This is a genomic window from Thiosocius teredinicola (assembly GCF_002009425.1).
Taxonomy (GTDB): Bacteria; Pseudomonadota; Gammaproteobacteria; order Chromatiales; family Chromatiaceae; genus Thiosocius; species Thiosocius teredinicola.
This window is the reverse complement of record NZ_CP019936.1, coordinates 2589016-2611725: the sequence shown is the minus strand read 5'-3', so window position 1 is coordinate 2611725 and position 22710 is coordinate 2589016. Positions and strand designations below refer to the sequence as shown.

The 22710-nt window shown below is 62.0% G+C and carries 19 protein-coding genes; 5 read left to right on the top strand and 14 right to left on the bottom strand.

The features are described 5' to 3' along the window. Positions 1 to 14: 14 nt before the first annotated feature. The 6 genes from B1781_RS12540 to pgaA all read right to left on the bottom strand — a co-directional run bounded on the left by B1781_RS12540 (position 15) and on the right by pgaA (position 8185). On the bottom strand, positions 15 to 692 hold the full coding sequence (locus B1781_RS12540) for a hypothetical protein (RefSeq protein WP_078119991.1): 678 nt from the start codon (positions 690 to 692) through the stop codon (positions 15 to 17). 32 nt (positions 693 to 724) lie between these two features. Further along, complete coding sequence (gene cybH / locus B1781_RS12535) at positions 725 to 1450, bottom strand: Ni/Fe-hydrogenase, b-type cytochrome subunit (RefSeq protein ID WP_078119990.1); 726 nt, start codon at positions 1448 to 1450, stop codon at positions 725 to 727. A gap of 478 nt (positions 1451 to 1928) precedes the next feature. After that, positions 1929 to 2369 carry a poly-beta-1,6-N-acetyl-D-glucosamine biosynthesis protein PgaD gene (pgaD, locus tag B1781_RS12530; protein WP_078119989.1) on the bottom strand — a complete coding sequence of 147 codons (441 nt, stop codon included), beginning with the start codon at positions 2367 to 2369 and terminating at the stop codon, positions 1929 to 1931. Between the two features lie 2 nt (positions 2370 to 2371). After that, positions 2372 to 3709: a poly-beta-1,6-N-acetyl-D-glucosamine synthase gene (gene pgaC, locus B1781_RS12525; protein ID WP_078119988.1), complete on the bottom strand. Its 1338-nt coding sequence runs from the start codon at positions 3707 to 3709 to the stop codon at positions 2372 to 2374. Further along, positions 3706 to 5715 (bottom strand): poly-beta-1,6-N-acetyl-D-glucosamine N-deacetylase PgaB, encoded by a 2010-nt coding sequence (gene pgaB, locus B1781_RS12520; protein ID WP_078119987.1) that lies wholly within the window; start codon positions 5713 to 5715, stop codon positions 3706 to 3708. Before pgaB ends, pgaC begins: the two co-directional genes overlap by 4 nt. Positions 5716 to 5725: 10 nt before the next feature. Then, positions 5726 to 8185 (bottom strand): poly-beta-1,6 N-acetyl-D-glucosamine export porin PgaA, encoded by a 2460-nt coding sequence (pgaA, locus tag B1781_RS12515; RefSeq protein WP_164513375.1) that lies wholly within the window; start codon positions 8183 to 8185, stop codon positions 5726 to 5728. Positions 8186 to 9059: 874 nt separating this feature from the next. On the opposite strand from pgaA, the gene B1781_RS12510 reads away from it, so the two are divergent. Next, the gene (locus B1781_RS12510) at positions 9060 to 11999 is read left to right on the top strand and encodes a cation-translocating P-type ATPase (RefSeq protein WP_164513374.1); all 2940 of its coding nucleotides are present in this window, start codon (positions 9060 to 9062) and stop codon (positions 11997 to 11999) included. Continuing rightward, entirely contained in the window at positions 11996 to 13177 is a 1182-nt protein-coding gene (metK, locus tag B1781_RS12505; RefSeq protein ID WP_078119984.1) for a methionine adenosyltransferase, read from the top strand. The genes B1781_RS12510 and metK overlap by 4 nt, the downstream gene beginning before the upstream one ends. On the opposite strand, the gene B1781_RS12500 is transcribed toward metK, so the two are convergent. Genes B1781_RS12500 through B1781_RS12490 form a run of 3 tightly spaced genes read right to left on the bottom strand, consistent with a single transcriptional unit; the run spans position 13166 to position 14994 of the window. After that, positions 13166 to 13648 (bottom strand): HMA2 domain-containing protein, encoded by a 483-nt coding sequence (locus B1781_RS12500; RefSeq protein WP_078119983.1) that lies wholly within the window; start codon positions 13646 to 13648, stop codon positions 13166 to 13168. The genes metK and B1781_RS12500 overlap by 12 nt on opposite strands. Then, complete coding sequence (locus B1781_RS12495) at positions 13645 to 13959, bottom strand: DUF5132 domain-containing protein (RefSeq protein ID WP_078119982.1); 315 nt, start codon at positions 13957 to 13959, stop codon at positions 13645 to 13647. The genes B1781_RS12500 and B1781_RS12495 overlap by 4 nt, the downstream gene beginning before the upstream one ends. 24 nt (positions 13960 to 13983) lie before the next feature. After that, the gene (locus tag B1781_RS12490; RefSeq protein WP_078119981.1) at positions 13984 to 14994 is read right to left on the bottom strand and encodes a sodium:calcium antiporter; all 1011 of its coding nucleotides are present in this window, start codon (positions 14992 to 14994) and stop codon (positions 13984 to 13986) included. Between the two features lie 105 nt (positions 14995 to 15099). Between B1781_RS12490 and B1781_RS23195 the strand changes: the two genes are divergently transcribed. Next, positions 15100 to 15246 carry a hypothetical protein gene (locus B1781_RS23195; protein WP_164513373.1) on the top strand — a complete coding sequence of 49 codons (147 nt, stop codon included), beginning with the start codon at positions 15100 to 15102 and terminating at the stop codon, positions 15244 to 15246. A 151-nt stretch (positions 15247 to 15397) separates the two neighbouring features. Next, entirely contained in the window at positions 15398 to 16222 is an 825-nt protein-coding gene (locus B1781_RS12480; protein ID WP_078119979.1) for an EcsC family protein, read from the top strand. 10 nt (positions 16223 to 16232) lie between these two features. Here the strand turns inward: B1781_RS12480 and B1781_RS12475 are convergent, their stop codons facing one another. The 3 genes from B1781_RS12475 to B1781_RS12460 all read right to left on the bottom strand — a co-directional run bounded on the left by B1781_RS12475 (position 16233) and on the right by B1781_RS12460 (position 18300). Beyond that, the gene (locus B1781_RS12475; protein WP_078119978.1) at positions 16233 to 16520 is read right to left on the bottom strand and encodes a polyhydroxyalkanoic acid system family protein; all 288 of its coding nucleotides are present in this window, start codon (positions 16518 to 16520) and stop codon (positions 16233 to 16235) included. Between the two features lie 620 nt (positions 16521 to 17140). Next, positions 17141 to 17593, bottom strand: a complete 453-nt coding sequence (locus tag B1781_RS12465) for a hypothetical protein (protein ID WP_078119976.1) — start codon at positions 17591 to 17593, stop codon at positions 17141 to 17143. Between the two features lie 107 nt (positions 17594 to 17700). Then, on the bottom strand, positions 17701 to 18300 hold the full coding sequence (locus B1781_RS12460; RefSeq protein WP_125932063.1) for a tetratricopeptide repeat protein: 600 nt from the start codon (positions 18298 to 18300) through the stop codon (positions 17701 to 17703). Between the two features lie 137 nt (positions 18301 to 18437). On the opposite strand from B1781_RS12460, the gene B1781_RS12455 reads away from it, so the two are divergent. After that, positions 18438 to 19241: a hypothetical protein gene (locus B1781_RS12455; protein WP_078119975.1), complete on the top strand. Its 804-nt coding sequence runs from the start codon at positions 18438 to 18440 to the stop codon at positions 19239 to 19241. Between the two features lie 84 nt (positions 19242 to 19325). Here the strand turns inward: B1781_RS12455 and B1781_RS12450 are convergent, their stop codons facing one another. Next, entirely contained in the window at positions 19326 to 20678 is a 1353-nt protein-coding gene (locus B1781_RS12450) for a sigma-54-dependent transcriptional regulator (RefSeq protein WP_078119974.1), read from the bottom strand. Continuing rightward, entirely contained in the window at positions 20675 to 22528 is a 1854-nt protein-coding gene (locus B1781_RS12445; protein ID WP_164513372.1) for a sensor histidine kinase, read from the bottom strand. Before B1781_RS12445 ends, B1781_RS12450 begins: the two co-directional genes overlap by 4 nt. Positions 22529 to 22710: the final 182 nt, after the last annotated feature.

The window sequence follows — 22710 nt, the reverse complement described above, 5'->3', positions numbered from 1 at the left end:
TCGCACGCGCGCCGCTATTTCTTGTTGCGTCGACCAAGCATCTTGCCGAGCAGGCTCCCGCCTTTATTGTAAGGCTGCAAGGAAAATCCGTGTTCGTCGATCAGGTTGCCGTTGCCGGCGACAGCATTCAGCACACTGTCGAGCAGCTCGCGGTCCATCTCCAAGTCTTCGGCCATGGCATCGTACGATACCGGCCCTTCGGCCATTGCCTCCAACCATACCGTCAGTTCGGCGGTAACCGGGAAGCGCGACAGGTTCGTCTTGCCGGTCAGCATGATGTTCTGCCCAACCCATGGGGCGACGTCGTTATCGTCGTCCGGTGCATCGGGTGGCGCAGGGTCCGGTTCTGCCGGCGCTTGGGCTGCGGCCTGTCTGGCGTTGCGACGCGCATGTACGCCGGGTGTTATTTGATCGAGCAACTTGAGCAGGCGCGCTCCGCGTAGCGGCGGTGCGAGCAGGTATAGATCATTGCTCTGGATCGTCGGCGGCAACTGTTGCGCAATAACGATGACGACCGGCCCCGCAATGTCGATGGATGCCACCGGGTCGGCGCACACGGTTGGGTCGACCAGCCAGATATCGGCATTCTGCGTCGCATCGACCCAGTCCCAGTCTTCCTGATGGAGCTTCAGCGCCGATCGTAAAACGGCGGTACTTTTCTCATCGAGCTCGCCGCCTGCGTTGAGCGCCATGATGCAGTCCTATGTCCGAGCCGGAAGGCCGGTCAGTCCTTGAACAGCCGGTAACCGCTGATCATGGTGCTGAGCATGCTCTGCCGCCCCATGATGTCTTCGCGGATCGCTGCATAGACGTGCAGGATGACGAAGCAGATCATGATCCACATCCCCAGGTGGTGCCAGGTATGCACATCCTGTGATTGACCGAACAGGGGAATGACCCAGCTACTGAACAGCGTATGGGCGAAATGGCCCGGCAGGGCGCCTTCGCCGTACATGGCGAAACCGGTGATGATCATGAAGAACGCCATGACCACGAATCCGAGAAACATCGACAGGCGCGCGATTGGGTTGTGCCCGACGTAACGGTTCGGGTACGGGCGAATGAAGGTGTACCACTTGATCATCGAGACCATTTCCTTCCAGTACAGCGACGTGAAGATGGGTACCGAGAACATCTCGCGCGCATGGTAGTTGCCGACGAATGCCCAGTAGATTCGTCCGAGGAAGCCGATCGCGAAGATGTAGGCGGATGCGAAGTGCGCGAAACGAATGTAACCGAACAGGAAATGGTCGGAGGCTTCACCGGTGATGGACGGCAGCGGCGAACCGATCAGATAACCGGTGATGCACAACACCGTGAAGGCGACGACGTTGACCCAATGCCAGATGCGAATCGGGGCTTCGTAGACGTAGATGGATTTGATGGTGGGTTTGGACTTCAGGACGCCTTTTGCCAGACCGGTAGTACGAGTGACCTGTTCTTCAGCCATCGGATTTTTCCTCTTGAACTTCGGGGGCTGCTCACATGGAAGGAGCGCGAGGTGAGCCGGGCAAAGCGACGTGGCCAATCAGCGGGTGCGGGTTTGCCGTGGCAATCCAACGGCGCGTTTTGCTTCGACATCATTCTTGTACGATACGGACGACGCGGTCGCCGCCGGCGCGTTTGTAGTTATTTGTTTTCGCGGTTTTTTGAAAGACAAAGCAATTAGCTCGCCACGCCGGGAAAGTGCCGATATACGGCCATTTGGCGGTTTTTGGACGGCGTCGAGCGGAAAGTTACTTGGTAGCGGTGTGGCGGACCGGATAGTAACTTGTCGGTGCGTCCTTGCACTTAACAGGGTTATTGCTGGCCAAACAGAGGGCAAACCAGGCCCGGTGATCTGAGCGTTCAACGGGTGTTGCCTATGGCTACCGACGATGCAGCACCGCATCAGAATCAGATGATGCGGGCTGCTCCGAGCAAGTCGATCAGTGCTTCGAAGTTGGTGGCGATTGTCGTTCGGTCATGCATTCAACCTCGGCCAGATTACCCTGGTCGTCGTTGTGCAATACCGAGATCTGAGACGCCCGCAGGTTTCCCAATACCGAAAATGAAACCTTAAAGCGCGACGACAAGGCCTGCTGGTCGGCAATCGCACTGTGTGCCGTACTGTTTCGATGTAGACCACGTGCCTGTTGATATTTGGACCACATCACCACCAGCGCGACGATGCCGAGTGCGACGTCGAAGAACAGGTGAACGTGGTTTGCCATGTAGAGATCGATGGCGCTGAGCAATTCCTCGTCCGGCTGAACCAGCAGACCGCGTATCCCGCGAGCCAGCAGATAAAGAAATCCGATCCATGCGGCCAAGGTCAAGGCCACGTCGATCGAGTTCGGAAACCAATGTCTTGGGGTTTTGATCAGCATCGTCAATTGCTCCTTTTGATACCCCGGTCGGGGCTTGTCCAGCGGGCGCGGTCACGCCTCGTCTTCAGCATCACCTTTGGAAAGCTCACAACGGTGGTCAACATCGTGACGACCCAGAAGGCGAGCGGATACCAGATCACCCAGAACAGTGATCCGGCCAGCTTGGCCTCGTAGCGGCGTTCAATGAAAAGGCTGACCGCGAACTGCACGAGGCACATGCACGCAAGCACCAGCCCGGTGAATCCCGGTTGCAGCACCCCGGTTACCTGGAGGTGTGCCGGTATACCGAAAAACTGTCCGAGCAACGCCAGCAGAACGAGCAGGGCAAAGGTGAACGCCCAACCGGCCGACAGCGTGCTTTCGAGCAACAGCGGCCACATGTAGCGATGTCGCCAGTTCCACACACCGGTGAAGTTCTTCAGCAGTACCTCGGCGCCGCCCTGTGCCCAGCGCAGGCGTTGTTTCCATAGGCCGCGCAGCGTTTCCGGCATCAATATCCAACACAGGGCGCGCGGTTCGTAGAACACCTTCCAGTTGTTGAGCTGGAGCTTCCAGGTGATATCGATGTCTTCGGTGATCATGTCCGGGCTCCAGTAGCCGACGTCATGCAGCGCCGACCGGCGAAATGCCGTTACCACGCCGGACACGGTGAACACCCGCCCGTAGACGCGTTGCGTCCGCTTGATCATGCCGATGATGGAAGAGAATTCACCGACCTGAACGCGCCCGATCAAGGTCGACCGGGTGCGTATGCGCGGATTGCCGGTCACGGCACCGACCGTCGGGTTATCGACCAAGGCCTTCACCAGAAAGGCAGCGGCATCTTTGTCGAGCAGCGCATCGCCGTCGATGCACACCAGGTATTCGCTGCGCGCGCTGAGCGCGCCCATGCTCAACGCAACCGCCTTACCCTGGTTCTTGGCCAGGTGCAGCACCCGCAGACGCGGTTCGACGGCGGCGATGGTGTCCAGTATCTGCGCCGTGTTGTCGCCGGAGCCGTCGTTGATCGCGATGACCTCGACGTGGGCGTATCGCTGCGACAGTGCGGCTGCAATGGTCTCAGCTGCGTTGTCGCCTTCGTTGAAGCACGGAATCAGGATCGAAACGATGGGCTCGCCGGCAATCGCCGGCTGTGGTTGCCGTCTGTCGTGACGCCAGTGCCAATGACGTTCCCAATGCCACCAGAAATACAGGCTGCCGGAGGTCCACAGCAGCGACATCAACAAGGGATAGAGAAACACGAAGTTGACCAGCGCCTGTCCGGTCAGGCTCACGGCAACCCCGATCGGCACGCCGAGCACGATGGCAAGAATCGCAAGCGCAACGAGACGGTCGATCATGGCTTCGGAAACCAGGCGGTCGACATGACGGGGCGGATCGCGTCGAGCGATGGGTGCTCGGTGAAGGCGTCATCCGGGTAATAGCCGAAGTTACGCACACCCTGGCGCTGCAGATCGCGCATCCAGCCGGCGATCACGGTCGCGTCGATCGGCGTGTCGCCGCCACCGCGCCAGTCATGGGTCTGCAGTTCGAACACGGTGCGTTGCAAGGCGCCGGGGCGTTTGGCGACCTCGCCGACCAGCGCCGCCAGCCATTCCGAGGCCTGACCGGTTGCGACACCCTCCATCAGCGGCATCGCCATCGGCGCAGTCCAATCGTAGGCCGAGAGAAAGTCATCAAGGTTCTGCGCGAACCAGGTTTCGCTTTGCGGGTTGAGGATCGGCTGGGCAAAGATGTTGCGCGCCGTCTTGACTACGGGTCCGCGTACCGCGTGAACGCGTGCCGTCAGTTCGTGCGTGAAATCGATCAGGTACCGGCTCTTGAAGCGCGTCCACTTGTGCAGCGTCTGCGGATCACCGCGCAGGGCGTCGATATCGTCCGGCAGGCCAGCAGCGCGGTAGGCCTGCATGGCGGCCTCGCCGACGTCTTCATAGTCCGACAGCAGGGCGTCATCGTGGTACAGCAGGCCGTAGAAATAGGCATGGCCTGCGAGGTCTTCGTAGATCTCGCCGATCTGTTGGCGCACATGCGGATCGAATGGCGACAGGCGTCGATATTGGTCAGGGTCGATATCGTGCTGTCCGGTCGCCGGATTCCAGCGTTCGACCCGCGGCAGGGAGTCGTCGAGGTCGAAGGCCAGTACCGGCATCCAGGCGTATACCTCGACGCCGGCCCGGGTCTTGAGCTGCCACGCGGTCCGGTTGAACAGATCGGCGCGCATCGGCAGGTGACGGTTGGGGAAGTACAGCGAGCGAACGGTACCGTCGCCATCGGGGTCGGCGAACGCCTGCAGAAAGACCCGGTTGATGCCCAGGTCGGCTATGCGCTGCACGACGATACCGAGATTCGCTTCCATCCGGGCCGGGTCGTCGTCGTAGATGTAATCGAGGTCGACATGGGCGACGCGGATCATCGGTGTTTTCTGCACGGCGGCGATGTTGGCCGAGAACTCTTCGATGCCCGGATCGTTGGTCAGCAGTATCCGGGCGCCGTTGCGCAGGCTGCGGTAATCGCTCAACCCGTCGGCCAGGGTCAGGGCCAACTGATAGCCCTGTTGCTCGACGATCTCCAACGCGGTGCCGTTGGCGGCGCCGTACGGCCACACCCACACCCGCGGAGGTTTGCCGGTCACCTGGGTGATCTTGTCGGTGATGCGTGCCACGTCGTTGGTCAGACGACGGCGAAATTCGGCGAGCGTTTCGTAGCGCCCCTGTGCATCGAGATACAACCGGTTGGCGGCCGCCGGCAGCATGCTGCCCTGCGGATTGGCCGGTGCGCCGAAATGCAGGTTGTCGGTATGTGCGCCGATCTCGACCAGGCCGCTGTCGACGATGGCGCGGATCTGCTCGCGCGTCGTGAAGTGTCGACGGTTCACCGGCTGGCCGCCGAAGTCGACCTTCTGATCGCTCGGCGTATCCATCCATGCGCCGACCGGCGCCAGGATTGCCGGCCATTGGTAGGCCTTGAGTATCGGCAGTACGCGTTCGTAGAAACTGCTGTAGCCGTCGTCGAAGCTGAGCAGCACGGCTTTCGGGGGCAGCGGCTTGCCCTGCGGTTGGCGTGCGGCAAGTATCTGGTCGACGGACACCGCCTGGTAGCCCTGTTCGCGCAACAGCGCGAATTGATCGATCAGGTTTGCGGTGCGCACCGACATGAAGGTCTGGTCGGCCTCGTAGTCTTCAACGCCGTGATAGGCGAGTGTCAGTACTCGACCTTCCGGCCAAGGCGATTCAGAGCTCGGGCGGATGCGCTGGTCCGGCGGCACGAAAGGCACGGGCGTCTGGGCGCAGGCCGCAAGCAGCGACAGCGAAATCAGTGCGAGAATTCTTGGAAGGTATCTGTGCATCGGCGGCGGCCTAGAATCTCAGGTTGAGGTCGAAGGTCAGGCGGTAGTCGGTTTCCTGCTCGCCGTCGTACGGCCGCCGCAGGGCAGTGAGCGTTACTCCGCCGTCGACCTTGTCGTCGTGGCTCCAGCGCTGGCCGTAGCTGAGGTAGCGGACCTCGCCGGTGTCGTAGTCACGCTGCTCATAGATGCCGGCGCCGATGCGCAGCTGTTGGTTCCAGGCGGTCTTGTAGTCGCGGTCGAGTGTGTGCGACCAGGTCACGCTGGGCAGGACGAACAGATCACGGCGGGGATTGAAGTAGATGGCGCCGCGCTCTCCGCTGTTGCGACTCGCCGAGACCTCGAGGCCGATGTCGATCTGGGACGTGGGCGTTGTGAAGGCGCGTTGGGTGCCATTGAGGATCAAGCCTCGGCGCCGGTTACCGTCGCTGAAGTCGAGCCCCTGGACAGACAGAACGACCTCGCGCCGATCATGTTGCCGCCAGCGGACGAACAGGTTGGCGCCATCGGCGTCGATATCGGCATTGAGCGCACGTAGTGGCGTGTCGTCCGACAGGCCGGCCACCGACCAACCCCAGCGCCACTGGTCGTCGATATCGTGGACACCCGACAGCTGCCACCCGGTCCGGTCGCCGTGTCCGAAGTCGTGGTGCGAAACATCGCCTTGCAGCGTGACGTCACGCGAACGCCATTCGATGCCGGCACGTTGCCACCGATGACGGCCTTGGCCTTCGGTGAACTTGCCCTGCGCATAGCCGGCGCCGGCAAACAGCCGGAAGCCGTCATCCACCGGTGGCGAATAGAGCAAGGCATCGATACCGAAGTCGCCGCTGGCGTTAACCGTGCTGCCTTTGCTCTCGCCGGCGTAACCGTTGATGCGCAGTTCGGCCGATTGGTGCACCTCGCGCAGGTAATCGAGGCGCTGGACGGCGAGACTTTCTGGATAGCGGGCTACGACGTCGGCCGTCAGCAGGTCGAACTGTCGCCATTCCTGCAGTTCGAATGCCGTATAGGCCTGTTGTACCTCGACACTGATCGCCGTCGGTTCGGCACTCTCGGCAATCTTGAGTTCACCTTCGGCACGCCGTGGCCAACCGCGCGCGCGGTAGATCTGGGCAAGGCCGATACGGATCTGAGAATTGTTCGGTGCGCGTGCGATCAGTGACTCGTAGGCGGCTTGCGCGGCCGGCGTGTCGTTCAGGTAAAGATGGGTGCTGGCTTTCATCACCTGCGCGTCGAGCCACGCGTTGTTCGGTCGGCCGTTGCGCAATCCGGGAACGGGCAGGCGCGCTGCTTGCCCATCCGCCATGGCGTTCGCCGATGCCATCAATCCGTCGTACCGCTGGTTTTCAAGGCGCGCGTAGAATAGGCCTTGCTGATCTGCGAGGCGCTGGGCGTCATCGGCGCTCGGCTGCTGCAACAGCGATTCATACAACTCGGCGGCGAGTACCGGCTGTCTGCGGTAGAGCATTGCAGACGCTACCCAGCGCCGGGCATACGGTGGTACGTCGATGCCGTCCTGGCGCAGCAAACGGTACTCGTCGATGACCGGCTGCATCAGCTGGCGCGCATGCAGTGCACCGAGCCGATCGATACGCACCCGAATGCTGTCCTGCGCCGTATCGGGGTGATCACCGAATCCATCGAGCAGTCGTAGCGACAACGCCAGTGCCCGGTCGGCGAGCAGGAAGCGCTCGTCCTCGCGACGTGTCGTGGTTACTGCCAAGCGGACGCATTCGGCAAGCAGGTCGGCCTGCAGGCGTCGATACCGGGGGTCGCCGAACTTGGATGTGTGTGCATCGACGTGGGCGAGGGCGGCCGCGGGAAGGCCGGCCTGCTGCAACGCCAGCACATAGTGCTCTCGAATCCTTTCGTCTTCCGGCGCCAGCGAATACGCCCGGTCGAAGGCGAACAGCGCGGCATAAGGTTCGCCGCCTCGGCGATGGGCATAGCCGAGCGCGACGAACAAAGAGGCCTGGGTGGTTTGCGGAGATACCCAGGATCGCCCGAGTTCAACGGCTTCGCGGTGACGCCCGGCGTCGCTGAGTGCCAGCATCAACCCGGCGCGAAGTTCGGCAGATCGGGGGCGACGTTTCAGCCCCTCGCGAAAGACGGCGATGGCCCCTGGCCAGTCACGCAGGTTGCGATACGAGCGACCCACCGCAGCAAGGGCATCCATCGAAATCGGCAGATGGTCTGCCTGCTCGTAGAGGGCGACGGCTTCGGCATCGTTGCCGGCCCAGTTGGCAATGATCAAGTGGTCGCTGAGGTAGCGGACGCGGACCTCGTCGCCTCGCGTCGAGAGCAGGTAGTCGAGGGCCGGCTGGTAGTCGCCACCACGTGCTCGCTCGATCAAAGCATCGTATTCAGTCGTCAGGCTGAAGACGGCGGGGGAGTAACCCAGCAGCCAAGCCGTCAGCACGACAATGCCGACCCGGTGCCTACACCAAGTGCACTCAAACAGACGTAACACAGTTTGCATCCTTGCGGTGGCGCGGCGGGAAACCGCACCGAAGCTCCTTGTTTTGTTGTGGCTATGTGAAGCCGATCGCGGCGCGGATATTTACATTACTCATCGCGCATTATTATGACATGTGTCACATGTTCCCTATTTCGGTTGAATTCGATCACATAGAAAGTGTCGGGCGTTTCATATTTACAAAAATTGACTACGTCATTTCTGACAACGACTTCCGCCAGCGTCACAAATGACGGATCTGGCGGAAATAAAAATGCGGAAAAACAGTGGCTTGTTTTGTGTAGTCGAAATCTACGGTGTTGGCACCCGGGCGGCAGATGCCGCAGACGGGCATGCGAGCAATCGAAGAGATTGATCGTCTTTATACTTCTTTCGAGTTAAGGAAGGTTAGCAATCCGTATGCTTTTGTGTATTTGCCTTCCGGACTGTAATGGCTGGATATATAAGGTAAAGGATAAAAACTCCTTTACTATTGTTGAACGTTTTTTCAGCTATCCGCCGGCAGTGATTTACGTCGCCCCGCGTCTGTCGGTCCTGACGGCCAAGCCGATCTGCACCATCGAATCGGAACCGGCGATAAGCACGGCGCGCAGCATGAGCGACGTACTGTTGGTCGAGGCGCTTTGCGCCAACTCAAAAGACTCGTGATCACCGGGGCGAATCTGCCAACGCTGAAACACATGACAGGGGGTGGGAGTGGTAACGTGGTTTCGATGGCACGGCTGGTCGAACTACGTCGACACCGCCTGTTGCCCGTCCAGTCTCTTGTGTGACGAACCCTTTAGTCATGACGAATCCATGCTCTGTCGGTGGTGGTCGCGCGAAACCTGTGATGCGCATTCGGCGCCGGGAGTCGTGCAGCCGTCGATTGCGCCTGGATGTCCCGACGCTGTATCGCAACCCACGCCTTATCGCATCGATTGAAACGGCACTGGCTGGGCGCCGGGAGATCGAACACGTTGAGGCAAAGACACGCACCGGCAGTCTCTTGCTCGTGTTGCATGACTGGATGAACGCTGACCAATTGCTGGCGTTCGTCGCAGCGCATACTGGTTGCGTACTCGAAGACAACGCTACGCCAGCGAACGACACGGGGTTCGCTGCGGCCGAGACGCCCGCCGTAGCAACGGCAGCACCGGCATCTGCACCGGTCGAATGGCATGCACTCGAGCGTGAGGCGGTTATCGAGCGCCTGGTGGTGAGTCCCGACGCGGGACTGGATGGCGACGATGTGCGTTGGCGGCTGCGCCAGTGGGGCGCCAACAGCCTGGAAGACGCCAAGACGCGCTCTGCGCTCGAAGTGATTGTTGAGCAGTTCGCCAGCCTGCCGGTCGGCCTGCTCGGCATCTCGGCAGCGATCTCGGTCGCGACCGGCGGCCTGGTTGATGCGGCGGTGATCGTCGGGGTGGTACTGATCAATGCGGCGATCGGTTATGCGACCGAGCGCCAGGCGGAGAAGACGATCGCGGCCCTGTCGCGCAGCGGCCCGCGCCACGCACTCGTGATGCGCGATGGCGAGCGCCTGCGGATCGGTGTCGAGGGCATCGTGCCGGGCGATATCCTGCTGCTCAACCCGGGCAGCTATGTCGCTGCGGATGCGCGCCTGATCGCGACGCGTCGGCTGACGCTCGATGAATCAGCGCTGACCGGCGAGAGCATGCCGGTGACGAAGATGCATACCGAGGTTCATGCCGGCGATACGCCGCTCGGCGATCGTTTGAACATGGTGCACATGGGGACAACGGTGACCGGCGGCGATGGCGTCGGCATCGTCGTCAACACCGGACGACAGACGGAACTGGGCAAGATCCAGTCGCTGGTGAATGCGGCGGTCGCACCGGACACACCGCTCGAACGCCAGCTCGACGGGCTGGGCACGCAGCTCGGCCTGTTGTCGGCCGGTATCTGCGCCGGCGTATTCGGTGTCGGCCTGCTGCGTGGCTACAGTGTGATCGAAATGCTCAAATCGTCGGTATCGTTGGCGGTGGCCGCGGTGCCCGAGGGGTTGCCCGCAGTGGCCACCTCGACGCTCGCCCTGGGTATCCGCGAGATGCAGCGCCACAAAGTGGCGGTGCGCCAACTCAATGCCGTCGAAACCCTGGGCTCAGTACAGACCGTGTGCCTCGACAAGACCGGCACCCTGACGCGCAACCACATGTCGTTGGTCTCGGTGTTTGTCGATGGTGAAATCCTGGCGGCAGAAGATGAAGGCCTGAGCGGCGACCGGCAGCAGGCGGCGGTCGCCATCGACCGGCCGACGCTACAACACCTGTTGCAGGTCGTGAGCCTGTGCAGCGAGGCCGACGTGGCGACCGACGATGTCGTGACCGGTTCGCCGACCGAGCAGGCACTGGTCGAGGCGGCGTTGGCGGCGGGGCTGGATGTACGTGCGCTGCGCCAGGCCTATCCACGTCTTGAGTTGCGCCCGCGTGCCGAAGACCGGCCGCTGATGAGCACCCTGCACGAGACCGGTGACGGTCGCCACCTGGTGGCCGTCAAGGGCAGTCCCACCGAGGTGCTGGCACGCTGCAGCCATGTGTTGCTCGCCGGACGGCGGTTGGCGATCGATGACGACGTGCGTGATGCGGTATTGATGGCCAACCAGCGCATGGCGGCCGATGCACTGCGCGTGCTCGGTGTGGCGATGCGCGATGGTGACGGTGAACGCGACGCGGATGCACATGGCCTTACCTGGCTTGGCCTGGTCGGCCTGGCCGACCCGCTGCGCAGCAAGATGCCGGAGCTGATGGCGGCGTTTCATGCCGCCGGCATCGAGACGGTGATGATCACCGGCGATCAATCCGCGACGGCGCTCGCGATCGGACGCCAGTTGGGCCTGTCGAACGGCAGGCCGCTGCAGATCCTCGATTCCCAGGCGCTCGACAAGCTCGATCCCGAGCTGATGGCGGGTCTGAGTCGCAACGTGCACGTATTCGCCCGCGTCAGCCCGGCGCATAAGTTGAAGATCGTTCAGGCCTTGCAAAAGTCCGGTCACGTGGTCGCGATGACCGGCGACGGCATCAACGACGGGCCGGCGCTCAAGGCGGCGGATATCGGCATCGCGCTCGGTGCCGGCGGCACGGACGTGGCCCGTCAGGTATCGGACGTGGTGCTCGAAGACGACAACCTCGAAACCCTGATCACTGCGGTGCGCCACGGCCGCAGCATCTACGCCAACATCCGCAAGACGATCCATTTCCTGCTGGCGACCAACTTCAGCGAGATCGAGGTGATGTTCGCCGGCGTGAGTCTCGGCCTTGGCCAGCCACTGACACCGATGCAACTGTTGTGGATCAATCTGCTCAGCGACATCTTTCCGGGGTTGGCGCTGTCGATGGAAACACCGGAGCCCGACCTGATGCAGCATCGCCCCCGCGACCCGAAGGAACCGGTCGTGCGCCATCGTGACCTGGGACGCATGGCGCTCGAATCGGGTGTGATCACTGCAGGGGCCATGGCGGCCTTTGCGTTCGGTCGCTGGCGCTACGGCCCGGGCGCGCATGCCGGCGCGCTGGCGTTCAATACCCTGACGACTGGGCAATTGCTGCATGCCTATGTATGCCGCAGCAACGATCGCCGTCTGGCCACCGGTAAGGCGCACCCGCGCAACCGCTATCTGGATGCGGCCGTGGGTGGGTCGTTGGTCTTGCAGGCCGCGAGCATCGCATTGCCGCCGTTGCGTCGCCTGCTCGGTACCACGCCATTGTCGCTGCTTGACCTGGGCGTTGTCGCGGCCGGTTCCGTGGTGCCGTATCTGATCAACGAAATGGCCAAACCGACCGTCGACAACAACAAGGAGTTGGTATGAACACGCCGTTTCTCTTCACCTCTGAATCGGTCACCGCCGGTCATCCGGACAAACTGTGCGACCAGATCAGCGACGCCATCGTCGATGCCTACCTCACGGGCGACCCCGGCTCACGCATCATCGCCGAGGCCGCGGTGTCCGGCGGTGTGTTGTTCCTGTCGGCACGCGCCAATTCGTCGACCAACGTCGACCTGACCGGCGTGGCGCGCGAGATTGTTGCCGAAGCCGGTTACCGCGAAGGTGAGTTCAACGCCGATGACTGCACCGTGATGCTCAGCCAGTACGCGCTACCGAATGAGCGGCACCCGCGGATCGACGTCCGCGACCTCGAGAACGGCGATGTCGATGACGTGGTCGCCTCTCAGCCGGCCACGGTGTTCGGATACGCGTGCGACGAAACGCCGAGCCTGATGCCGTTGCCGATCTCTCTGGCGCACCTGTTGGCGCGTGCCCTCGACAGTGCCGTGTGTGCCGGTCAACTCGAATCGCTGGGGCGCGATGCCAAGGTACAGGTGGGTGTCGAGTATGCCGACAGGGCGCCGCGACGCATCCATTCGATCACGTTCCTGACGGCGCAACGCACAGCCGAGCAACCGACACCGGCGCAGCTGCGCGAGTTGCTGACCGACAAGGTGCTGGTGTGCCTGCACGACCAGGCGTTGAAGCAGGATGACGATACGCAGTTGTACATCAACCCGGAAGGCGTGCTGATCGGCGGCGGCCCGGTGGTCCATGCCGGACTGACCGGTCGCAAAAATGCCATCGACACCTACGGCGAATATTCGCGGCATAGTGGCGCGGCACTGTCCGGCAAGGATCCCTTGCGCATCGATCGCAGCGGGGCCTACGCCGCGCGCCATGCCGCCAAGCAGGTTGTCGCGGCCCGACTGGCAAGACACTGTGAGGTCCAGATCAGCTACACCGTAGGTCGGGCGTCGCCGGCCAGCGTCAGGGTGCACACCTATGGAACCGGTGTCGTGGACGATGCTGAGATCAGTCGGCGCCTGTCGGAGGTGTTGGATTTTCGCCCGGCGGCGATCGCCAAACGCTTCGATTTGCAACGTCTGCCGCTGCACAGGCCAGGCTTTTACCGGGCGCTTGCGGTGTACGGACACATGGGCAGGATCGATCTGGATGCTCCCTGGGAGCGGGTAGACGTCGCCGATTCAATCGCCTGACGGCGCGTTGTCTGAACCGTTCAACAGGTAGAGCGCGTACCACAGCAAGGTCGATGCAGGTGCGAGGATCTGGCCGCGCGCCATCTGCAAGACACTCAAAGCGAGAAAGAACAGCACACCAATGCTGCGCAGATCGGTGGCCTGCTCTGAAAGCAGCCCGATATAGTCGTCGACCTGCTTGATTCCCTGTTTAATCGTTGGCCGCGCGGCCGCCATCGGTGGATCGCCGTAGTCGATGTCGATGTCCTGCGCACGCAGATAGGTTTCCAGGCTGGTGAATACCTCGGAATCTTCGTCGAACTCCACCAGCAGGCTGCCGGTGGCAGGATTCGCCTTGGCGCGCTCGAGGCCGGGCAGCGCGTCGAGGTGTTCGATCGCCTGTTGAAAGAACGCAACGTCCTTGCGCCGGTGCGGCAGGCGCAGGCGCACCCGGCCGGCCAGCTGGTGAACGATCCAGGCAGTGTCGCTCAAGCGCGTTGCTCCGTTTCGTCAGGCGGGGTTTCGCTGCCGGTCTCGATCGGCTCAGCGGTTGCGGCCCGTGCACGCGCCTCGCGCAGTTCCGCCTGCACTTCGGCAGCGGTATCTTCGAACGTCTCGCTCATCTCGTCGATGAACTCGCGTCCTTTTTCATAGGCCAGCATGCCGCTCTTGAGCGCTTGGCGCAGCACCGGCCGAGCCAACGGTGCGAGGGTAACGACCGCCAGGGGTACCAACAGCGCGAGGCCGGCTCCGAGTGCAACGCCTTTCGCCAGTTCCGTTTTGCCGAGATCGCCTATCGCCATGTCGCATCTCCCAAGGTCAAAGACTCATGCCGCCGAAGTGGCGAGATAAACCAGCGCTGCGTTCGCCATGTACAACGCCACCAGCAGAATGCTCGGCCAGTCTGCGCGCGACCACCAACGTCGCCTCGACCGATAATACAAGGCTACCAGCGCAGTACCTGTCATGGTAAGCGCAAACAGCGTGGTAACCAGGTGGACCGGCGTCACATCGGCCAACAAGGAGCCCGGTTCATACAACAGATCGTCGACGGCCAGCACCACCATATTGAATAGGTTGCTGCCCAACAGATTGCCGACCGCCATATCGATGGCGCCCAGGCGCAGCGCCGCCATGGTGACCACCAGCTCAGGTAGCGAGGTGGCGAAAGCGGCAAACAGTGTGCCGGCGAATCCCTCGTGCCAACCCATCTGCGCGGCGATGTCTGCGGTCACGTAGGGCAGCCAGATGCCGCTGACGACGACCACCGCGGCTGCTGCCGCATAGCGCCAGGCAACCTGTCGCAACGATAGCTCGGGGAAGGCGTCGGGTTCCTCCGACGTGAAGTTGACCACATGCGTCTTTTGGTAGCGATGCAGGGTCGCCATCGATGCCAGGTACAGCAGCAACAGCGTCAGGGTCGGCGCGCCGATCGGCCCGAGCATGATCGGCATGCCGATATGGCTGAGCGCCAGCCCGGTGCCGGCAACGCCGAGGGTCAGCACACTGAAGCCGGCGCTGAGTACATGCTCGGGTCCGACCGAGGCATACAGCGGTTCGCCGCGCTTGAAGAAATCGACCAACGCCAAGATCAACAGATTGAATACGCAGCTGCCGACCACGTCGCCGACAGCCACATCGGGTACGTGCGCCATCGTGACCGCGCTGATGCCGGCGGCCAGTTCGGGCAACGAGGTGACCGTGGCGAGCAGGATCAGGCCGATCCAGCCGCCACCGATCCCAGTCTTGTCGGCGATGGCGTCGCCATAGCGCGTCAGGTAGACGCCGGAAACACCGATCAGCAGCACACAGACGAGAAAAGGCAACCAGGCCTGCATTCAGTATTCTGCCTTCGACTTGCCGCATGACAGTTCATGCCGGATCGCGCCTGTGCTATGAAAAGGATAGGGGCGTGTCCCCTGCAAAGTGAGGAGAGCGCGGTGATGTTTGCGATACGCATTGTGGCGCTGTTGGGTGTCGGCGCCGGGTTGCTGGCCCTGGGGTATTTCGTCGGGCGTGAAGTGGGGCGTCTCGAACCGGTGCGTGAGGAACTTCGTCATCGGCGGATAGCGCATTCTGAACCCGAATAGCGGGGTAGAGGTCAGTGGAATAGCCGAACGGCTGGTCAATGACCCGCCGCAATAGGCGCCAGTTTATGATGTATTTGTGACAGAAATAAGATCAGCGACGAGCGGCGATACAGGCTGTAGATTGTCGCTTCCGGACAAGGGAAATCACGCAATGAATACGCGCAAACCGACCCTCGTGACGCTTCCCCAGACGACACTTTCTGCCACGGATCTCGCCGTGCTGCGCGAAGCGGTGCGCCATCTGGAACACCCCAGCCTTGCGGCGCGGTTGAGCAGCGTGGTCGGCACGCCGATCGAAATGGCGCTGCAGCTGCTGCCACGCAAGTGGTATCTGCGCCTGCATGAAGCGGCGGAACGCGCGATCGGCAATGCGTTGCAGATTGCGATAGCACCGATGGATGACACCCCGACGCCCAAATCGCGCGACGTGGTATACAACCTGTTCGGCATGGCCTCGGGTGCGGCCGGCGGTCTGTTCGGTCTGCCCGGATTGGCGGTCGAGCTGCCGATCAGCACCGGTATCATGCTGCGCGCGATCGCCGAGGTGGCGAGGCGCGAAGGTGAAGACGTGCACTCGCTCGAAACGCGCATGGCCTGCGTTCAGGTGTTTGCGTTGGGCGGTCGGGCCACGTCAGACGATGCCGCCGAAACCGGCTACTACGGTGTACGTTTTGCGTTGGCCACCAGCGTGTCCTCGGCAATAGAGCAGCTTGCTGGCCACGGTACGGCGAGTGCACCGGTACTGGCCAGCGTGGTCCGTGCGGTGGCTTCACGCTTCGGCGTCAATCTTTCGCACAAGGTTGCAGCGCAGATGGTGCCGATCGTCGGTGCCGCGGGTGCAGCCACGGTCAATGCGATCTTCATCCGCCACTTTCAGGAGATGGCACGCAGCCACTTCGCAGTGCGCCGCCTGGAACGCCTGTACGGCACCGATGTGGTGAAAGCGCGTTACGAGGCGTTGGCCGCCGAGCACTAAACGGCGGTGTTCAGGCGGTTTCGCTGGGGAACAATTCGTCGAGCTGGGCGAGGATGCGGTGCTCGATTTTCTTGCTCAGCGGTTTGAGCAGCACGCCGAGTTTCACATCGACTTCGATCACATCGTCGAGTACCCGCACCGTACCCTTGGCGCCGGTACGCGTCAGCAACAGTTCGTGACCCTCCCATTCGCCTTCGAAGTCGTATTCGTGTTCGAGATCATCGACGAACTTCTTGATCAGTTTGGAGGCTTTTTGCTGGCTGACGCCGTGTGGGTGGCTGATATGGATCTGGCTCATAAAACATAGAGGGCGCCGTTTCCGGCGCCCGGTACGTGTTGTTCAATCCACGAGCGACTCAAGCAGCGACTTTGGTCGACTTGCGAGCGCGCGTCGTGGTCCCTTTCTTGGTTGCCGTTGCAGTCCGCTTTGCACGTGTGCGTTTGGCAGGCGCTGCTTTGGCGGTCGGTGCCTCCTCCGCAGCTTTCGTCCGAGTCCGTTTGGCCTTGGCTGTGGTCTTCTTGTCGGTGCCCAGACCGAAGAGGCCTGTTACTCCCGACATTGCAGAGCCATACAGCCAGGCGGCTCTTGACGAGATACGCTCGGCAGCACTTTTTACCTCTTTTTGTACGGTCTCGTCACGCGAACCGTAGGTAGCAAGCGCACCAAGGGCCATGCCGGCTGCAAACGGGATAAGAGGAAATCCCATTCTGTACCTCCCGGGTGTGGCGCACCCGACGTTGGTTGCCGCAACATCGTGATCCTACGATGTTGTCCCCGAGCCGATCGTCGCAATCACGCGTGTGATCGCAACCTCGCTCTCAATTAAAAGTATATGTCCGGCGCGTTGGGCTTAGGTTACATCCCGCACTTGTTTGCGCCAGCTCAATCGTCCGGCCTTGCGGTGTGCATGCGACATGCTACTTGGCCCCGATGATCTCGGCGACCTCGGCGCGTACCGTGTCGATCTCGTCGGCCGGAAGCTCGGTGGTGGCCAACAAAGCCGTGATTTCACCGGCGAGAAAGGGGGCATATTCCGCATGCTCGGCAACCGCCGTTCTGAGGAAGCGCAGCATCAGGTCGAGCAAGTCGCCATGCAGTCCCATGTGCGTATCGCGCAGGCCACGTTCCTCTTTGGCGCGTTGCAGCTGGATGGCGGGGTGATTCGGTCGCGTGTCGATGTGCTTCAAGCGCGCCTCGTCGATACAGCGCTGCAGGATGCCCAACGGCATACAGTGCAGGTTGCGCGGGTCGTCGATCGAGTGCGCATGGGTCTTGCCGAACGGGCTGACGACTATCCACCGCATCGCCGGCCCTTCACCTCCCAGGGCGGAGACTTCACCTTCATAGATCTGGCTCTCGACGACCTGCATGATGGGGATCCTCCCAATCCGGTGCTGCTCACATGGTACACCCGAGCGCCAGAAGCGGCGACGCTATCGGCCGCCGCTCCGTTCGCTCATCGTCGCGCCGGATTGTCTCAGTAGCGGTAGTACCAGCTACCGTGCCGCCAGTGCCAGTGGTAGGGATAACCGGTGTACCAGTAACGGTAAAACACCGGCTGCCAGTGGCTGCGCCAGCGGTACCAGGCGTCTTCGTTCTGGCGGGCTGCCGTAGCTTCGCGCAGCAGCGTGGCCGCTTCCTTGTCGCCGCGACCGGCAGCAATCGTCAGCCATTTTTCGGCTTCGCGCGGGTCTGAGCCCATTTCTTCGAGCCCGGTCAGGTAGAGGCGTCCGACCGCCTTCTGTGCGTCGAGATCGCCGCGTTCTGCGGCGTCGCGCATCCACTGCAAGGCACGATAGCTGTCCTGGCGCACGCCGTCGCCGCGGAAGAAGCGCAGGCCCAGATCGTATGCGGCACGCGGATCCTGGCGTGCCAGGTCTTCCAATGCGGCGATGCGGCCGTCGGGATCCTCGTCGGGCACGGCGCTCGACGGATCGTAGCTCGCCGAGTCGGAGGGGCGATCGGAGCAGCCAGAGCTGTCGCACACGCGCATGGTGTCTTTTTTCGGCTCGGACTGGCAGCCGGCCAGCACGACCCCGAGGAAAATTGCCAAATACAGTTGTCTCGTTATCGTCATCACCCTTATCCTTTGGGAAGTCATCGGCAAACACAACATCTTGTGTGCCGTGGCGCAGATAATAGCAATGCCGCATACGCTTTGCCGAATGTGGGTTTCGGGAAGTCTCTAGTTACAGGGTGGAGGAACCAATAATCATGAAAGGAATGAAATTGCGTGGTCTGGCCGCAGGACTCTGCGGTCTGGCCCTGGCAGGATGTGTCACCACGGGTACCAACAGTACCGCGGTTTCCGGTTCTGCCGCAGGTGGCGCCAGTGTCGACGCCGATTCTTCGCTGGAACGCTGCGATCAGCCGTTCGGTACCCTGGCGGTCGATGATGGCCGCGCTGCCAACTGGTATGGCGCGTTCGGCTCGCAGACCAAGGTAACGACCGTCGAACCGCTGATCCGTCTGGCGGTACAGCAATCCAACTGTTTCATCATCACCTCGATCGGCAACCTGCGCACCGACAGCCGTCTGTCGCGCATTACCGATATCCAGCGCAACTCGGGTGAATACCGTGCCGGGTCCAAGCAGCAGAAGGGTCAGCGCGTTGCTGCGGATTACTACCTCGAACCACAGATCATCATCGACGATTCGTCGGTCGGCAAGGTCGGCGGCGTGCTCGGCGGGCTGGTCAACAGCACGGTCGGTGCGATTGCCGGCGGTCTGGAGATGAAGAGTTCAGTGGTGACCCTGTCGCTGTTCGACATCCGTTCGGCGGTGCAGATCTCGGCCTCTGAGGGCAGCTCGACCTCCAACAACTACGGTGCGGCAGTCGGTGCGTTGGGCCGCAGCGGCGGCGGTGGCCTGGGCGGCTTCTCGACCACGCCGGCCGGTAAGGCGACCGTGGCTGCCTTCGTCGATGCCTACAACGGCATGGTGCGTTCGCTGCGCAACTACGAAGCGCAGGATGTCAAAGGCGGCCTCGGCCGTGGCGGCACCTTGAAGGTCAACTGATCCGTTAGCCTCTCGCGCCGGGCAGGCGGTAAGTCTGTCCCGGCGCGGCACACCGTTTCGACGGCCTTTTACCGTTAGCCTGCCTCAGTCGCTGTTGAGCCCGTAGCGCTTGATCATCCGATACACGCTGCGTTCGCTGACCCCCAGCGTATCGGCCACTTCGGCACGTCTTCCCGAATATTTCTTGAGCTGCAATGACAGGTACTCCGCCTCGAGTTCTTCGAGCGTCGGATTGTGATCGAAGGCGATGGTGATCCGTGCGTTGTTGCGCTGCGTAGCCGAGCCGAAGGCCAGGTGTTCGGGTGCGATCACCGTCTTGTCGCGTGACAGGATGATCGCGCGTTCAATGACGTTCTTCAGTTCGCGGATGTTGCCTGGCCAGTCGTAGCTGACGAGCTTGCGAATGGTCGCATTGCTCAGCCGTTTTTCGATGCGGCGCGAGAAGCTGTGGTGGCGCATGAAGTGTCCGGCGAGCAGCGCGATGTCTTCGCGCCGATCGCGCAGAGGCGGCACAAGGATGTTGAAGGCGTTCAGGCGGTAATACAGGTCGGCGCGGAAATCGCCGTGTTCGACCATCTCGGCCAGGTCGCGATTGGTCGCGGCGACGATACGCACATGGCTGTTGAGATCCTTGGTGCCGCCCAGGCGGCGAAAGCGGCCGGTCTCGAGCACCCGCAACAGCTTGGCCTGGATCACGCCGTCGATCTCGCCGATCTCGTCGAGAAACAGGGTGCCGCCCTCGGCTACCTCGATGAGTCCTTTCTTCTGCCGGTCGGCGCCGGTGAACGAGCCTTTTTCATGGCCGAACAGTTCCGACTCGAACAGCTTTTCCTGCAGCGTGCAGCAGTCGACGGTAACGAAGCTGCGGCCGGCGCGCGGGCTGTGCTTGTGCACCGCCTGTGCGACCAGTTCCTTGCCGGAGCCGCTCTCGCCCTGAATCAGCACGGTGATATCGTCGGCGGCTACCGCTTCGATGGTCCGCTTGACGTCGGCAATGGCCGGGCTTTCGCCGATCAGGAAGCGGTTGCGTGCATCGCGTGCGTGCAGCTGGCGTTTGCAGAACTGGTTCTCGCGACGCAGCTGTGAGTTTTCGAGCGTGCGCCCGACGGTCAACAGCAGTTCGTCCTGGCTGATCGGTTTGAGCAGGTAATCCGCGGCGCCCTGTTTCATCGCGTCGACGGCATTGCGGACCGAGCCGAAGGCCGTCAGCACGATCACCGGGTAGGTATCGACGAGGTCCGGCAGCAGTTCCAGGCTGTCGCCGTCGGGCAGGCGGACATCGGTGATGATCAGGGCGGGTTCATGCGCCTCGAGGTAGCGATGTCCGTCGGCCCACAGGGTAACTCCGTGGGTGTCATAGCCGGCCTTGGCGAGCTGCCGCGTAATCAATTGATTGAGCGTGGCATCGTCTTCGACGATCAGGATCTGCTGGCTCATGCGGATTCTCCCGGCACGCTGGCGGCATTCGGCAGGCGCACGGTGAAGGTGCTGCCGCAGCCGAGTTCACTGGCAACGCGGATGTCGCCGTGATGGTGGTCGACGATCGCACGCGAGATCGGTAGGCCCAGGCCGGTACCGTGTGAGCCGTCACCGCGGCGGCTGTAAAACGGGTCGAAGATCAGGCGCAGCTGCTCAGGTGCAATGCCGGTGCCCGAGTCGACAAAGGCCAGCTCGATGGCGTCGTCGATGGCGCGTGCCGTCACGTTCAACTCGCCGCCATCGGGCATGGCGTGGAAGGCATTCTGGATCAGGTTCAGCACGACCATGCGCAGTTCGCTGTCGCTGCCCAGAACACGCAGGTCCGGTGCGACCTCAGTATGCAGATCGATGTGCAGGCGTTCGGCCTCCCAACGCACCAGGCTCAGGGTGTCGTCGACAATCGTTTTCAGTGCAACCAGGTCGGGCTCGCTCGACGGTGGCATGCCCAGACGCAGCAGCCGTTCAGTGAAATTGACGCAGTTGTCGACCTCGCGGTCGACCAGTTTCAGGTAGTCCTTGAACTCGCGGATATCCTCTTCGCTCTCGCCGGTGTTCTCGCGCATCGCGTCGAGGGCGAGGCGAACCGAGGCCAGCGGGTTGTGGATCTCGTGTGCAATGCCGGTCGCGAGCTTGCCGAGCTCGGACAGTTTCTGTTCTTGCGAATATTCGATCTGCTTCGACAGGTCGCGTATCGATTCGACCACCAGCGTCTGTGGCACGGTGTCGATGGTCGCCGTCATCGCGGCGGCGTAGATCTCGACATCGAGCGGGCTGTTGTCCACATCGTGATGACGGTGCAGCGCCTTGACCGGCACGTTGCGCGCGCGCAGCTCGGCGACCGGGCAGGTCGTCAAGGTTGCGGGGCAGGGCTGACTACGCTGGTGGGTAATGCGATAGCAAAGATCGCCCACGCCATCCTCGTCCACCAGGCCGCATTGCTGGCGGTAGGCCCTGTTGGTCAGCAACACGCGGTAGTCGTCGCCGATCACGCGCACACCGTCGGGAATGGCGTCGACCAGTGCCTGCAGGAATTCGCCCTGGTGGCGCAGCTCGGTAACCTTGTCCTGTAGCTCGCCGGCCATGTTGTTGAAGGTGGTACCCAGCTCGCTGAGTTCATCCTGCCCCTTGAGCGTTGTGCGTGCGCTGAGATCGCCTTGCGCCAGCGCTTGGCTTGCGCGGGAGAGCTGCGCAACCGGCGATGTGATGAAGCGGTGAATGAACCACCAGCCGCCGGCCAGGTTGATCAGCACGATCAGGGCGCCCGAGCCCATCAACAACAGGGTGGTTCGTTGCGCCTTGTGGCGGATCGGCACAGCGTCGTAGTCGACATAAAGGATGCCGTTGATCGGATGCTGCGACGGCAGGCCGTGACAGGCCGTGCATGCGCTGCGGTTGGCAACGGGGTTGATGCTGCGCAACACATCGCGTCCCTCGGCATCGGCGATGAAGTGGGTCGACGGCGCGCTGACATCCGTCGGCGGGGGAATCGATCGGCCGAGCATGTCGGGCAGGTTGGCGAATCGCACCTCGCCGGTGGGATTGGTGATGAACACCTGCATGACCAGTTGCTGTTGCCCGAGACGGCTGATGATCGTGCGCAGACCGTCGAGGTCGCGCTTGAGCATGGCGTTTTCCAGCGAGGTCTGCAGCAGGCGATTGACCTGCTCTGCGGCATCGGCGCGTTCGTTCGACAGCTCGTTGCGGTACAGGCCGAGATACATCACCAGGAAAACCAACGAGCTGATCAGCAGTCCGGCCGATGTGCCGAGCATGAACTTGCGGCTGAGTCGCGATCGCAACCAATACATAAGGCACCCGTAGTGAGATTCACCAGGCCGAACCGCGCACATGGTGGCGAAAGAATCGCTAATTATTTTTTGTAAATATTAAATGTCCTGACGAAATTTTCTCTGACAAATTGTCAGGTCGGAGACGGTTTTGACGGCGCGGCGACCTTCCTGCGCAGTGGCACCGGAACGAACAACCGCCT